General features: G+C 62.7%; 17 protein-coding genes. 11 read left to right on the plus strand and 6 right to left on the minus strand.

Going from position 1 to position 13,704, the window contains the following annotated elements; translation table 11 throughout:
- The first annotated feature begins 169 nt into the window (after positions 1 to 169).
- The 3 genes from GA0004734_RS09830 to GA0004734_RS09835 all read left to right on the plus strand — a co-directional run bounded on the left by GA0004734_RS09830 (position 170) and on the right by GA0004734_RS09835 (position 2,454).
- Positions 170 to 1,819: an acyl-CoA dehydrogenase family protein gene (locus tag GA0004734_RS09830; protein WP_092933327.1), complete on the plus strand. Its 1,650-nt coding sequence runs from the start codon at positions 170 to 172 to the stop codon at positions 1,817 to 1,819.
- A 129-nt stretch (positions 1,820 to 1,948) separates the two neighbouring features.
- Positions 1,949 to 2,122 carry a hypothetical protein gene (locus GA0004734_RS25940; protein WP_175386300.1) on the plus strand — a complete coding sequence of 58 codons (174 nt, stop codon included), beginning with the start codon at positions 1,949 to 1,951 and terminating at the stop codon, positions 2,120 to 2,122.
- Positions 2,119 to 2,454: a DUF6105 family protein gene (locus GA0004734_RS09835; RefSeq protein ID WP_092933329.1), complete on the plus strand. Its 336-nt coding sequence runs from the start codon at positions 2,119 to 2,121 to the stop codon at positions 2,452 to 2,454. The genes GA0004734_RS25940 and GA0004734_RS09835 overlap by 4 nt, the downstream gene beginning before the upstream one ends.
- Here GA0004734_RS09835 and ruvX read toward each other — a convergent pair.
- Positions 2,394 to 2,885, minus strand: a complete 492-nt coding sequence (gene ruvX, locus GA0004734_RS09840; protein WP_092933331.1) for a Holliday junction resolvase RuvX — start codon at positions 2,883 to 2,885, stop codon at positions 2,394 to 2,396. The two genes, GA0004734_RS09835 and ruvX, sit on opposite strands and share 61 nt — an antisense overlap.
- 131 nt (positions 2,886 to 3,016) lie before the next feature.
- Between ruvX and GA0004734_RS09845 the strand changes: the two genes are divergently transcribed.
- The 8 genes from GA0004734_RS09845 to GA0004734_RS09880 all read left to right on the plus strand — a co-directional run bounded on the left by GA0004734_RS09845 (position 3,017) and on the right by GA0004734_RS09880 (position 9,599).
- Positions 3,017 to 3,721: a metal-dependent hydrolase gene (locus GA0004734_RS09845; RefSeq protein ID WP_092933333.1), complete on the plus strand. Its 705-nt coding sequence runs from the start codon at positions 3,017 to 3,019 to the stop codon at positions 3,719 to 3,721.
- A 99-nt stretch (positions 3,722 to 3,820) separates the two neighbouring features.
- The gene (gatC, locus tag GA0004734_RS09850) at positions 3,821 to 4,108 is read left to right on the plus strand and encodes an Asp-tRNA(Asn)/Glu-tRNA(Gln) amidotransferase subunit GatC (RefSeq protein ID WP_092933335.1); all 288 of its coding nucleotides are present in this window, start codon (positions 3,821 to 3,823) and stop codon (positions 4,106 to 4,108) included.
- 67 nt (positions 4,109 to 4,175) lie between these two features.
- Entirely contained in the window at positions 4,176 to 5,657 is a 1,482-nt protein-coding gene (gene gatA, locus GA0004734_RS09855) for an Asp-tRNA(Asn)/Glu-tRNA(Gln) amidotransferase subunit GatA (protein ID WP_092933337.1), read from the plus strand.
- 39 nt (positions 5,658 to 5,696) lie between these two features.
- On the plus strand, positions 5,697 to 6,197 hold the full coding sequence (locus GA0004734_RS09860) for a GNAT family N-acetyltransferase (RefSeq protein ID WP_092933339.1): 501 nt from the start codon (positions 5,697 to 5,699) through the stop codon (positions 6,195 to 6,197).
- Between the two features lie 120 nt (positions 6,198 to 6,317).
- On the plus strand, positions 6,318 to 7,820 hold the full coding sequence (gene gatB / locus GA0004734_RS09865) for an Asp-tRNA(Asn)/Glu-tRNA(Gln) amidotransferase subunit GatB (protein WP_092933341.1): 1,503 nt from the start codon (positions 6,318 to 6,320) through the stop codon (positions 7,818 to 7,820).
- Between the two features lie 2 nt (positions 7,821 to 7,822).
- Complete coding sequence (locus tag GA0004734_RS09870; RefSeq protein ID WP_092933343.1) at positions 7,823 to 8,317, plus strand: GNAT family N-acetyltransferase; 495 nt, start codon at positions 7,823 to 7,825, stop codon at positions 8,315 to 8,317.
- Positions 8,318 to 8,453: 136 nt separating this feature from the next.
- Complete coding sequence (locus tag GA0004734_RS09875) at positions 8,454 to 8,849, plus strand: NADH:ubiquinone oxidoreductase subunit NDUFA12 (RefSeq protein WP_092933345.1); 396 nt, start codon at positions 8,454 to 8,456, stop codon at positions 8,847 to 8,849.
- 345 nt (positions 8,850 to 9,194) lie between these two features.
- Positions 9,195 to 9,599, plus strand: a complete 405-nt coding sequence (locus GA0004734_RS09880) for a DUF2155 domain-containing protein (protein ID WP_245292501.1) — start codon at positions 9,195 to 9,197, stop codon at positions 9,597 to 9,599.
- Positions 9,600 to 9,743: 144 nt separating this feature from the next.
- Here GA0004734_RS09880 and aat read toward each other — a convergent pair whose 3' ends face one another.
- From aat to GA0004734_RS09905, 5 genes are all read right to left on the minus strand, one after another.
- Positions 9,744 to 10,358: a leucyl/phenylalanyl-tRNA--protein transferase gene (gene aat, locus GA0004734_RS09885; protein WP_092933347.1), complete on the minus strand. Its 615-nt coding sequence runs from the start codon at positions 10,356 to 10,358 to the stop codon at positions 9,744 to 9,746.
- 122 nt (positions 10,359 to 10,480) lie between these two features.
- Positions 10,481 to 11,830 (minus strand): acetyl-CoA carboxylase biotin carboxylase subunit, encoded by a 1,350-nt coding sequence (accC, locus tag GA0004734_RS09890; RefSeq protein ID WP_092933349.1) that lies wholly within the window; start codon positions 11,828 to 11,830, stop codon positions 10,481 to 10,483.
- 4 nt (positions 11,831 to 11,834) lie between these two features.
- Entirely contained in the window at positions 11,835 to 12,290 is a 456-nt protein-coding gene (accB, locus tag GA0004734_RS09895; RefSeq protein ID WP_092933351.1) for an acetyl-CoA carboxylase biotin carboxyl carrier protein, read from the minus strand.
- Positions 12,291 to 12,308: 18 nt separating this feature from the next.
- A complete protein-coding gene (gene aroQ, locus GA0004734_RS09900) occupies positions 12,309 to 12,752 on the minus strand; it encodes a type II 3-dehydroquinate dehydratase (RefSeq protein ID WP_092933353.1) in 444 nt (147 codons plus the stop codon).
- Positions 12,753 to 12,881: 129 nt separating this feature from the next.
- Complete coding sequence (locus tag GA0004734_RS09905; protein ID WP_092933355.1) at positions 12,882 to 13,649, minus strand: DsbA family protein; 768 nt, start codon at positions 13,647 to 13,649, stop codon at positions 12,882 to 12,884.
- Positions 13,650 to 13,704: the final 55 nt, after the last annotated feature.

The following is a 13,704-nucleotide window of genomic DNA, read 5'->3' on the forward strand; positions in this document are numbered from 1 at the left end:
AGCCTGTGCGGGTGAGCGGCAAGGCAGCGCGTGAGAACAGGTGAGGACAATGGCTCGGGGCACCCACGCATCGGCGCCGCGAAGGCGAATATCACGGCAACATTCGATTTTGCGGGAGGGCGCATCCGGTGCTGTTCCTAACGTTCCGGACTTCGGCTAGAACCGGATCATGACCGTGACTCGACCTGACCAGACACCTGACGACCTCAACCAGCCGAAACCCTGGTCGGGCATCAACGCCTATCGTTCCGATCCCCTGCTGACAGACGTCGCGAGCGGACTGCCGAAGGTGTTGCGCGACGATTTCGACGGGCTCGGCCGTTATGTAACCTCGCCGGAAGCGCAGGATCTCGCGCGCATGGCCAATCAGGGCGTGCCGCAACTGCGCACCCACGGGCCGCGCGGCGAGCGGCTCGACGTGGTCGATTTCCATCCCGCCTGGCATGCGCTGATGCGCCGCTCCATGACGGCGGGTCTGCATTCCTCGATTTGGGAAAACGTGCCCGACGAGCGCGGCCACAACCACAAGAGCCGCGCCATAAGGTTCTACCTCACCGCGCAGCTTGAAAGCGGCCATCTTTGCCCGCTGACGATGACCAGCGCCTCGCTGGCCGCCATGGCCGCGACGCCGATGGTGCAGAAGGAATGGGCGCCGAAAATCCTGTCGCGAAAATACGACGCTTCGAACAGGCCCTTCATGCAGAAGTCCGCCGTCACCATCGGCATGGGCATGACGGAGAAGCAGGGCGGAACGGACGTTCGCGCGAATGTCTCAACAGCCGAGCGGGTGGGCGAGGGTATCTACCGGCTTTCCGGCCACAAGTGGTTCATGTCCGCGCCGATGAGCGACGCTTTCGTCATGCTGGCCCAGACGCGCGAAGGGCTCGGCTGCTTCCTCGTTCCCCGCCTGCTGGAGGACGGGTCGGCGAACGGCCTGCGGTTCCAGCGGCTGAAGGACAAGCTCGGCAACCGCTCGAATGCCTCCTCGGAGGTCGAATTCTCGGAAACCTTCGGCTTCATCCTCGGCGCGCCCGATGGGGGCATCACCACGATTCTCGACATGGTCACGTTGACGCGGCTCGATTGCGCCCTGTCCTCGGCCGGCATGATGCGCGCCAGCCTCGCCGAAGCTGTGCATTACACCCGCGGACGCTCCGTCCTTGGCCGTCCGCTGGTCGCGCAACCGATGATGACGCGCGTGCTTGCCGATATGGCGCTGGATGTGGCGGCCGCAAGCGCGCTCTCCTTCCGGCTTGCCGATGCCTTCGACCGCGCACGCGACAGCGCGGAAGAAGCGGCCTATGCCCGTATCATGACGCCGGTGGTCAAATACTGGGTCTGCAAGACCGCACCGACGCTTATCGCCGAGGCGATGGAGTGCCTGGGCGGCAATGGCTATGTCGAGGAAAGACCGATTGCCCGGCATTACCGCGAGGCGCCGGTCAATGCGATCTGGGAAGGTTCCGGCAATGTGATGGCGCTCGACGTGCTGCGCGTGCTGAAGCGTGGTCGCGAGCTGTTCGAAGCCCTGTTCGAGATCATCGGCCGGGACCTCGGCCCCGCCGCGCGAAAGACCATCGATGTGCTGCGCGCTGCTATTTCGCTCTGCGAGCGCGACGAGGGGGCGGCTCGTCTGCTGGTCGAGCAGCTCGCGCTTGCCGCCGCTGCCGCCGAGCTCTACCGGCTCGGTGCCGGACGCATCGCGGATGCCTTCATGGAATCGCGGCTCGCAGCCGGCTGGCGCTCCACCTACGGCATGCTCGATTCGCGTTTCGACAGCGCGATGATCGTCGATCTTCTCTATCCCGCTTCCAGCTGAGCATCGATTGGAACGAATGGATCGGCATGCCGCGCCGGCTCCGCGCCCGTTAACCTTAACAAAAGGTTGACGTTGCCGGGACAGGGTTAACGAGCCATGTGTTGTGGATCGCAACCGCACGGAGCCCGCATGATGCGCGCAGCCCTGACGTTTATTCCCATGTCGATCTTTGCGATTGTCGCGCTGGACGTGGCCGTGCCGGCATTCGTTCTTCTCGCCTGTGTCCTTGCCACTGGCGGTGTGGCATCGATCGGCGCCTTGGGAGCCCGTGGCGCAGCGATCATGAGAGGAGACCGGATATGAAGTGGCTTCTGATCCTCTGGGGCGGGCCGGTCCTGTTCCTGACGAGCTGGTACACGCTCTCCTATAACGACATCAGCTTCGGCATCTTCATGCTCTCGCGGGAGGCGAACGACCTCGTATTCCAGATGTACGGCAATGTGCTCGGCATCGAGCCGGAGACGATTCCGCCGCTCGTGGCGCGCGCGATGATCTTCGACAGCTTTGTCGTCTTTGGCTTGATAGCGCTGCGCAAGCGCAAGGCGCTTCTCTCCTGGTATCGTCGCAGGCGCGATCAATCGTCCAAGGACGCTGCGGCGCGAGCGAGCGACGCAAGCCTGTCCAGCGCGCCCTGAAGAATGAAGGACGCAGCCGCCGAATCGATCCGCTCCGCCCGCTTGGCGCGCGACACGTCCATCTCGATCAACGTCCGCTCGGCAGCCACCGTCGACAGGCGCTCGTCCCAATAGACGAAGGGCAGGGCGGTTTTCTGCTCCATATTGCGCACGAAGGCGCGTGTCGCCTGTGCCCTCGGACCGAGCGAACCGTCCATGTTGACGGGAAGACCAATGATAAAGGCGGCAATCTTTTCCTTGTCGGCGAATGCCAGCAGCGCGACCGCGTCGAGCGTAAACTTCGTTCGCTTGATCACCGTTCGCGGCGTCGCCAGCCCCCGGCCGAGGTCGGATACCGAGAGGCCGATCGTCTTGGTGCCCAGATCGAGCCCGGCAACCGCCTGACGCGGCAACAGCGCGCCCGCAAGCTCCTCGATTGTCATCACGCTCATGCTGAATCCTCTCCGGCGGCCTTTGTCTTTGCCTGTCGATGTTCCATATGCTCCGCGGGCACCAATTTCACCAGCGAGCTTTTACCGCTGGCGTTCGGGGCGCGCCCGCTACAGATGACAGGAGATATGTCATGAAGATCAAATGGCTCGGCCATTCCGCTTTCCATATCGAGACGACAAAAGCCAAAATCCTGATCGATCCGTTTTTCTCGGGCAACCCGTCCTTCGACGAATCGACCCGCAAGGATGCGGCCGCAGGTCTTGACTATATTCTGCTCACGCATGGGCATGGCGACCATGTTGGCGATACCATCGCGCTTGCCAAGGAAACCGGCGCGACCGTTGTCGCAAATGCCGACCTCGCCGCCTGGCTCGGTTCACGTGGCGTGTCAGCGCTCGAAATGGGCAACACCGGCGGCACGATCCACCTCAAGGGTTTCTCCTCGACCTTTGTCAATGCTCTGCATTCCTCCGCGCAGATCACGGAGGATGGCGTCTCGCACTCGCTCGGCAGTGCCAACGGCCTCGTGCTGCATTTCGATGACGCACCGACGCTCTACCACATGGGCGACACCGACATCTTCTCGGATATGGCGCTGATCCAGGAACTCCACCAGCCCGATATCGGCCTCGTACCGATCGGCGATCGCTTCACGATGGGCGGTGCCGTGGCTGCGCTCGCCTGCCAGCGCTACTTCAAGTTCGGCACCGTACTGCCCTGCCACTACGGCTCTTTCCCGATCGTGGACCAGACACCCGACCTCTTCATCGCCGCTATGGAACCGGCCACCACCAAGGTCGAAGTCCCCGCTGTCGGCGGTGTGGTCACGGTCTGATCCGGCCGCGAACGGCGTCTTGAAGGGAATCCCCCGTTGCGCGCTCCCGTCGCGGTCAGTATAGCGGGGGATCATTTCCCGTCAGGCCCGGAGTCCGCCATGTCCGTCGATCTCGCCACCGTCAAGCGCGTCGCGCATCTCGCCCGCATCGCCGTCAGCGAAGACGACGCCAACCGTATGACAGGCGAGCTGAACGCGATCCTCGGCTTCGTCGAACAGCTTGGCGAAGTCGATGTCACCGGCGTCGAGCCGATGACATCGGTCACGCCGATGGCGATGAAGAAGCGCGACGACATCGTGACCGACGGTGACAAGGCCGACGATATCGTCGCCAATGCGCCGAATTCCGACCGGAACTTCTTCCTCGTGCCGAAGGTCGTCGAATAGACAACCGACCTGCTCACGTTCCGAAGTCCGTTTCGCCCGCCTGCCGTTTACGAAAGTCCCGTTCGCCATGACCGAACTTACCCACCTCACCATCGCCGAAGCCCGCGACCGGCTGACCGCCCGCGACATCACGGCCATTGAGTTGACCGACGCCTATCTCTCCGCCATCGACGCGGCGAACGGCGCCCTGAACGCCTATGTCACCGTGACGCCGGAGAAAGCGCGCGCGATGGCGAAGGCCTCCGACGAGCGGCTTGCGGCCGGCAAGGCCGGCGCGCTGGAGGGCATTCCGCTCGGGATCAAGGACCTGTTCGGCACCGAGGGTGTCCACACGCAGGCCTGCAGCCACATTCTCGATGGGTTCGCGCCACGTTACGAGTCGACCGTGACGCAGAACCTGTGGAACGACGGTGCCGTGATGCTCGGCAAGCTGAACATGGACGAGTTCGCCATGGGCTCTTCCAACGAGAGCTCGTACTACGGCCCGGTGAAGAACCCCTGGCGCGCGACCGGCTCGACGGATGATCGGGTGCCGGGCGGCTCGTCGGGCGGCTCGGCCGCAGCCGTCGCGGCCTTCCTCTGCGCCGGTGCCACGGCCACTGACACGGGCGGCTCCATCCGTCAGCCGGCGGCTTTCACCGGCACGGTCGGCATCAAGCCCACCTATGGCCGCTGCTCGCGCTGGGGCATTGTGGCGTTTGCCTCCTCGCTCGACCAGGCAGGGCCGATCGCGCGCGACGTCCGCGATGCGGCAATCCTTTTGAAGTCGATGGCGAGCGTCGATGCGAAGGATACGACCTCCGTCGATCTGCCCGTGCCGGATTATGAGAAGGCCATCGGTCAGTCGCTGAAGGGCATGAAGATCGGTATACCGGCGGAATATCGCGTCGAAGGCATGCCGGAGGAAATCGAGGCGCTCTGGCGTCAGGGCATCGCTTGGCTGAAGGATGCCGGTGCCGAGATCGTGGATATTTCCCTGCCGCATACGAAATACGCTCTGCCGGCCTACTATATCGTCGCGCCGGCCGAGGCGTCTTCGAACCTCGCCCGCTATGATGGCGTGCGCTATGGCCTGCGTGTGGACGGCAAGGACATTGCCGACATGTACGAGCAGACGCGGGCGGCCGGCTTCGGTCAGGAGGTCAAGCGCCGCATCATGATCGGCACCTATGTGCTGTCGGCCGGCTACTACGACGCCTATTACCTGCGCGCCCAGAAGGTCCGTACGCTGATCAAGCGAGATTTCGAGACCGCCTTCCATGCCGGTGTCGATGCGATCCTGACGCCTGCCACCCCATCCTCCGCCTTCGGCATCGCCGATCAGGACCTCGCGGCCGATCCGGTGAAGATGTATCTCAACGACATCTTCACCGTAACGGTGAACATGGCCGGTCTGCCGGGCATCGCCGTTCCCGCGGGCCTCGACGCCAAGGGTCTTCCGCTCGGCCTTCAGCTGATCGGCAAGCCGTTCGAAGAGGAAACATTGTTCAAGACCGCGCATGTCATCGAGCAGGCCGCCGGACGCTTCACGCCGCCCAAGTGGTGGTAGGCTGCGCGATCTTTGCACCGGTGGGGGATCGGACACGGTATGGTGCTGATACGCGGTGCACGCGAGGATGAAGTGCCTCGGCTGGTGAAGATCGGCCTTGCCGCCTGGGAGCAGGCGGTGGTTGGCTTTGCCGATGTGACCAAGATGCGCACCACGGCCGAATACTCCTTCGGCTCTTTCCTGCGCGATAGCTGGCCGCGCACCCTCGTGGTCGAGACGGGCGGCGCGAGCGTCGGCTGGGCGGCGCGGGAGAACGAGGATGTCGAGGTCAGCGACCTCTGGATCATGCCGGAGCACCAGCGCCAGGGACTGGGTAGCGCCCTGGCCGAGGCGCTACGCCGCGATATGGAAGGCACCGGACTGCCGGAAATGACGGCGCGGACCCATGCAGGCAATGCGCCGGCCATCGCCTTCTTCCGCCATCACGGCTTCCGGATCGCCTGGTTCTCCACCGCTTACCTCGCTCGGCTGGATCGGGATGTGGAGCAGGTGGGCCTTGCCCGGACACTGCGCGAGGTCGAAAGCGCCGGGGACATGTGACGCTGCCGACCGCCTGACCCGCCTGAAACCGCTGTCGGACATTCTCGCCCGTCTTGCACCCCTCAAGCATTTGTTCTAACCCGGACCTACCTAAAAGAAGCCTGCAGGAAGAGCTTTTCCATGACCCTAGTCGACGTTCGCACGCCCGATCCGAAACGCTTCATCCCCGGCGCCACCGGCGACTGGGAAGTGATCGTCGGCCTGGAGGTGCACGCGCAGGTCACGAGCCATTCGAAGCTTTTCTCCGGGGCCTCCACGACCTTCGGCAATGCCGCTAATGCCAACGTCTCACTGGTCGATGCGGCCATGCCGGGCATGCTGCCCGTCATCAACGAGGAATGCGTTCGCCAGGCGGTGCGCACCGGGCTCGGGCTCAAGGCGCAGATCAACCATCGTTCGATCTTCGACCGGAAGAACTACTTCTATCCCGACCTGCCGCAGGGCTACCAGATCTCGCAGTTCAAGGACCCGATCGTCGGCGAAGGCCAGATCGTCATCTCGCTCGGCCCCGATCGGCAAGGCAATTTCGAGGATATCGAAATCGGCATCGAGCGCCTGCACCTGGAGCAGGACGCCGGCAAGTCGATGCACGACCAGCATCCGACCATGTCCTATGTCGATCTCAACCGCTCGGGTGTTGCATTGATGGAGATCGTATCCAAGCCCGACATGCGCTCGTCCGACGAGGCGAAGGCCTATATGACGAAACTGCGCTCCATCGTGCGCTATCTCGGCACCTGCGACGGCAACATGGATGAAGGCTCGATGCGCGCCGACGTCAACGTCTCCGTGCGCCGCCCCGGCGAGGCGTTCGGCACACGTTGCGAGATCAAGAACGTCAACTCGATCCGCTTCATCGGCCAAGCCATCGAATATGAGGCCCGTCGGCAGATCGAGATTCTGGAAGACGGCGGCAAGATCGATCAGGAAACGCGCTTGTTCGACCCGAACAAGGGCGAGACGCGATCCATGCGCTCCAAGGAAGATGCGCATGACTATCGCTACTTCCCGGATCCGGACCTCCTGCCGCTCGAATTCGACGAGGCTTTCGTCGAGGCGCTGAGGGTCGATCTGCCGGAACTGCCCGACGACAAGAAGGAGCGCTTCGTGCGCGATCTCGGCCTGTCGATCTACGATGCTTCAGTGCTCGTGTCGGAAAAAGCGATCGCCGATTATTTCGAGGTCGTCTCTGCCGGACGCGACGGCAAGGCGGCTGCGAACTGGGTCATCAACGACTTGCTGGGCGCCTTGAACAAAGCCGGTAAAGGTATTGAAGAGACTCCGGTTTCCCCCGCGCAACTCGGCGGCATCCTCGACCTCATCAAGTCCGAGGTCATCTCCGGAAAGCTTGCCAAGGAGCTGTTCGAGATCGTCTTCAACGAGGGCGGCGACCCGGCCGAGATCGTCGAGGCCCGCGGCATGAAGCAGGTGACGGACACCGGCGCCATCGAGAAAGCCGTGGACGAGATCATCGCCGCCAACCCGGATCAGGTTGCCAAGGTGCAGGCCAAGCCTTCGCTGGCCGGCTGGTTCGTCGGGCAGGTCATGAAGTCCACCGGCGGCAAGGCCAACCCGCAGGCCGTACAGGCGCTGGTCAAGGCGAAGCTCGGGCTCGAGGAGTAGCCATGTTTTTCGTCCGCTCGGCGACGGAACGCGATCTTGCCGCGATCAGTGTCCTCCTGGGCGAGACCGCGCACGCGACCTATGACGCCACTTATGGCGGCGACAAGGTCGCGGAGATGACGGCCAAGTGGCACTCGGTGGCGGCGCTCCAAGCGAACCTGCAGCGCAAGGGCAGCGAGTTCGTGGTGGCCGACGACGGCAAGCGCATTGGCGGTATGGCCTATGCGTCGATGTCGCCAACCCTGCACGAGACGGCCATCCTCCATCAGCTTTACGTGCTTCCGGCATTCCAGCGACAGGGGATCGCCCGCGATCTGTTCGCCGAACTCGAAACCTGCTTTCCCTATGCGGGACACATGCGGGTAGAGGTCGTCACCGACAACGCGCCTGCCATCGCGTTCTACGCGGCGCATGGTTTCACCGAGATCGGCCCGGGCTCGGAAGCCTGGGGCATGCCGACGGTGGAGATGGAAAAGGTTCTGGACGACGCCCGCTGAGGGCGCTCGCTAAGACAGTGCAAACACGCTGCGAGAAACGCGGCAGGCTGGACAAGATCGGTTCGGCAGGCCATAAGCAGAAGCAATCATAAGGCATCCGCGCGCGGCTTTCGTGCGCCGGTCCAAGGACGGTTCGATGAAGACTTTTCTGCAGATTTTCACCTGGTGGAACGGCTCGACGATCGGGACGCGGTTTCATACCTGGCGCTTCGGCAAGAGGGTCGGGCAGGACGAGCTCGGCAACACCTATTATGAAGGCGGCAAGGACTCCGAAGGCCGGACACGCCGCTGGGTCATGTACAACGGCTATGCCGAGGCATCGGCGATCCCGCCGGGCTGGCACGGCTGGATGCATCATCGCACGGATGTTTCGCCGGCCGACGAGACCTATGCCGCCCGCGAATGGCAGAAGCCGCACCGCCTCAATATGACCGGCACGGCACAAGCCTATCGCCCGCCGGGCTCGCTTGCCCAGCCGGGCGAACGCCCGCGCGTCACAGGCGACTACGATGCGTGGACGCCCCGCTCGTAAAGCACTGTCGGTTTCCGGCCGATGTGCCGGAACCATCATCTCGCGGCCATGATTGGCATCTACATCCGGTGCTGAGATTGCTCCGTGCGCAGTCTCACCGTATCTTGTTACATCGACGGGACCATCCTCGAGCATCGTGGACGGTCACGGTGCACGCGATCTGAAAGGCTGGCCGAAACGGACGGTGCACATTAACCGGGCTTGCACGGGCGACGTCGGGGTGTAGCGACCAGATCCGGACGTCGGCGTTGGCGAGAGACTGAAATGGCAGTGAACAGGATAACCCGGAACGTGTCGATAAACCGCAAAGTCGTGACCTGCCGCAAGTCCTTCGACCGCATTGTCCTGTTGCTTTCCACCGCCGCCGCCGCTTTTGTGATGACCACGCCTCCGACGAATGCGGCGCGTCTGGCCAATCCCGTCGCCGTCTTCTCGGGCATCGACAAGATCACCGGCCGCATCACCACCTTCGACGTCTATATCGGCGAAACCGTCCAGTTCGGTGCGCTTCAGGTCACCCCTCGCGTCTGCTACAGCCGCGACGACACGGAGGCCCAAAAGACCACGTCGTTCGTGGAAGTCGAGGAAATTACCCTCGACCGTAAGATTCGCCGCATCTTCACCGGCTGGATGTTCGCTGACAGCCCTGGGCTCAATGCTGTGGAGCATCCCGTCTACGATGTTTGGCTGCAAAGCTGCAAAGCCAAGTCCGACCTTCCGCCCCCGGACAGTGCCTCAAACAGCCAGTAATGGTTAACTCCATACTCGACCCTCGACTGCGCATCACCTGGTCGCGGTGTATGTCGATGCAATCCTCATTCGTTCATCGAACGTGACATCACCAGCGTTTGTCGCTGAACCCTCTTTACATCAGTAGAAATTGTCGGGCGTGCGTCAGAACCGCGCGTGCGGCTGGGCAATAGCTTCGGCGAGCATGCCGGCATATTCCGCCTTCGGCACGTCGATCGCGCCGAACGTCTTCAGATGATCCGTGGTGAACTGTGTATCCAGCAGAATGAAGCCGCGGTCGCGGAGGTGTTCGACAAGGTGGACGAGGCACATCTTGGAGGCGTCGGTGCGGCGGGAAAACATGCTTTCGCCGAAGAAGGCGCTACCCAGCGAGACGCCGTAAAGTCCACCGACGAGTTCGTCGCCGTCCCATACCTCGACCGAGTGGGCATGGCCCATCATGTGCAAGGCCGTGTACAGCCCTCGGATCGTGCCGTTGATCCAGGTGGTGGGCCGATCTGGCGCTGGCGCGGCACAGCCATCCATGACGGCTTCGAAGGCAGTGTTGCGCCGCATGCTGAAAGGCGAGCGCCGGATCGTCTTGGCAAGGCTGCGGGAGATGTGGAAATCATCGAGCGGAATGACGCCGCGCATCTCGGGTTCGACCCAGAAGATCTCGGGATCGTCGGCCGAATCGGCCATCGGAAAGAGGCCGATCGAATAGGCGCGCAGCAGCAGATCGGGAGTGATATCCTGTTGCTTGCGGCGGCTGCCTCTCATGCTGTGCCTCTGTTTGCACACCCGAGGCCTCAGTGCCGGTCAAAGGCCGATGGATCGGGCAGCGCGTTTGCGAAGCCGGAGCGCCACAACCCGAAAGGGTGGGATAGCGCTCCGATGAAGTTTTATTCCGCGGGCTGTGCGAGATAGTTCTCCAGCCAGTGAATGTCGTAGTCGCCATTTGCGATGTCCTGATTGTTGATCAGGTCTTGAAACAGCGGCAGCGTCGTCTTGATTCCGTCGATGACGAATTCGTCGAGAACCCGGCGCAGGCGCATCATGCATTCGACGCGGGTGCGCCCGTGCACGATCAGCTTGCCGATCAGGCTGTCGTAGTAAGGCGGGATCTTATAGCCCTGATAGGCGCCCGAATCGACGCGAACCCCCAGACCGCCCGGAGCGTGGAAGTGCGTGATCGTGCCGGGCGAGGGCACGAATGTGCGCGGGTCCTCGGCGTTGATCCGGCACTCGATGGCGTGGCCCTGGAAGACGATTTCGTCCTGCGTGACGGACAGGCCAGCGCCGGAGGCGACGCGGATCTGTTCGTGGACGAGGTCGATCCCCGTGATCGCCTCGGTGATGGGATGCTCCACCTGAAGGCGGGTGTTCATCTCGATGAAATAGAACTCGCCGTTCTCGTAGAGAAACTCGACCGTGCCGGCACCGCGATATTTCAGCTTGCGCATGGCATCGGCGCAGATCTCGCCGATCTTCATGCGTTGCTCGACGTTGAGAGCCGGCGAGTTGGCTTCTTCCCACACCTTCTGGTGGCGCCGCTGCAAGGAGCAGTCGCGTTCTCCGAGGTGGATGGCATTGCCCTCGCCATCGCCCACGACCTGAATTTCGATATGGCGCGGCTTGCCGAGGTATTTTTCCATATAGACGGCATCATTGCCGAAGGCGGCTGCCGCTTCGGATCGGGCCGTGGAAACGGCTTCCTCGACTTCGTCCTCGTTGCGCGCGACCTTCATGCCGCGACCACCGCCGCCGGCTGTCGCCTTGATCAGGACAGGGAAGCCGATCTCGCGAGCGATCTCCAGGGCGTTTTCGGGACGCACTTCGCCGGTCGAACCGGGTACGACGGGAATGCCGAGCGCCTTGGCCGTTTCCTTGGCCGTGATCTTGTCGCCCATGATGCGGATATGGTCCGCGGTCGGCCCGATGAAGGTGATGCCGTGCGCATCGAGGATATCTGCGAACTTCGCGTTCTCCGACAGGAAGCCGTAGCCGGGATGGACGGCGTCGGCGCCGGTGATTTCGCAGGCCGCGACGATCTGGTGGATGTTCAGGTAGCTGTCGCGCGAGGGCGGCGGGCCGATGCAGACGCTTTCATCCGCCAGGCGCACATGCATGGCGTCGGCGTCGGCCGTGGAGTGCACGGCAACGGTGGCGATGCCGAGTTCCTTGCAGGCGCGAAGGACGCGGAGCGCGATTTCGCCGCGATTGGCGATGAGAACCTTGGAGATGAGGGGCATGGGCTTACTCGATGACCACGAGCGCTTCGCCGTACTCGACCGGTGCGCCGTCTTCCACGAGGATCTCGACGACCTTGCCGGCGCGCGGCGCCGGTATCTGGTTCATCGTCTTCATGGCTTCGATGATGAGGACGGTCTGGCCTTCCTTCACCGTGGCGCCGACTTCGATGAAGGGACGCGAGCCGGGGGCGGGCGAGAGATACGCTGTGCCGACCATGGGGGCCGTCAGCGCGTTCTTGGAAATCCGGGCTGCGGCATCCGGTGCGGCGGCAGCAGCCGCGACAGCCACGGGGGCGGCGGCCGGAACCGGTGCGGACACGTATTGCGGCGTTCCGGCGCGCGAGACGCGGATACGCAGGTCTTCCTGCTCGATCTCGATCTCGGTCAGGTCGGTCTCGTTTAGAATATTGGCGAGATCGCGGATCAGTGCCTGATCGATGCCGGTCTTCTTGTCAGCCATGAGAGCCTCTTGTTCTTTTTATTTCTGTGTTTGAAGGAGTGTGTTTAGCGCATTGAGCGCCAGAATGTAACTCTGCGCGCCAAAGCCGCAGATGACGCCTTTCGCCGCTGGGGCAAGCATGGATTTATGGCGAAATTCCTCGCGCGCGTGAACGTTTGAGAGATGAAGCTCGACCACCGGGATGCCGATGGCGCGCGTCGCATCGTGCAGGGCGACCGATGTGTGGGTATAGGCACCGGCGTTGACGGCAATGCCGGCAACGCTATCGCTGGCTTCGTGAAACCAATCGACCAGCACACCCTCATGATTGGTCTGGCGAAAGTCGATCGTCAGGCCGAGCTTCTCGCCCTCCGCAACGCACATTGCCTCGATGTCGGCAAGGGTCTGGCCGCCATAGATGCCGGGCTCGCGCTTGCCCAGCATGTTGAGGTTGGGGCCGTTCAGGACGAAAATCGTTGGCATTTCGTGAGCATCCTATCGTCGTGCCGTCAGCTATAGACGTTTGGTCCGTTGAAAAAAAGCCTTTTGGGTCCGCCGCATGGCTGCGAGCGCTTCACTAAGGCCTTGTCCACAAGGCATGTCGCCTCGAGGTCAGCAGGCTGTCTTGCCGCAGGTGCGCATGTTGGCGATCTTTGCCGCCAGATCGTCGGCACCGACGGCGCCGAAGACAGCCTCGTTGCCGATGATGTAGGACGGCGTGCCGGTAACGCCAAGCGCATTGGCGAGCGTATAGGATTCGCGAACCTCGTCGTCATGGCTCGGATCGACCATCTTGGCACGGATATCCGCTTCCTTCACGCCGAGACGTGTCGCAACGGCCATCGCCGTTTCCTCCGTCGCGCGGTCCTCACCGCCCAGAAGCGCCCGGTGGAAATCGCCGTACTTCTCGGGAGCGAGCTTCCGGAAGGCCGAACTGACCCGATGAGCGTCGAGCGATTCCTGACCGAGAATCGGCAGTTCCTTTAGGACGAAGCGAACGTTCTTGTCGGCTTCGAGAATGGCTTCCATGTCGGGAAGCGCTCGTTTGCAATAGCCGCAATTGTAGTCGTAGAACTCCACGACGGTCACGTCGCCGTTCGGATTTCCGAGCGACACGTCGTATTTCGAGTTGAAGATCGTGTCCTTGTTCGCGCTGATCGCCGATTCGGCGACCTGCTGCTGCGCCAGCGCCTGCTTTGCCTTCAGCGCCTCCTGTACCTCGAGCATGACCTCCGGATTGGCGGTCAGATATTCGCGGATGAAGGCACCGAACTCGGCTTTCTGTTTGTCGTCCAGCGCCAGTGCGGGGGTGACAAAGGTGCCGATGGTGGAGACAAGCAGGAACGATGCGGCGATCAGTCGGCGTACGGGGAAGGTCATGCGGTCCTCGCTGAGATGGCGCTGCCGACGCGGAGAAAACGCCAGCGTACGATCT

It is taken from the genome of Rhizobium sp. 9140 (genome assembly GCF_900067135.1).
Taxonomy (GTDB): Bacteria; Pseudomonadota; Alphaproteobacteria; order Rhizobiales; family Rhizobiaceae; genus Ferranicluibacter.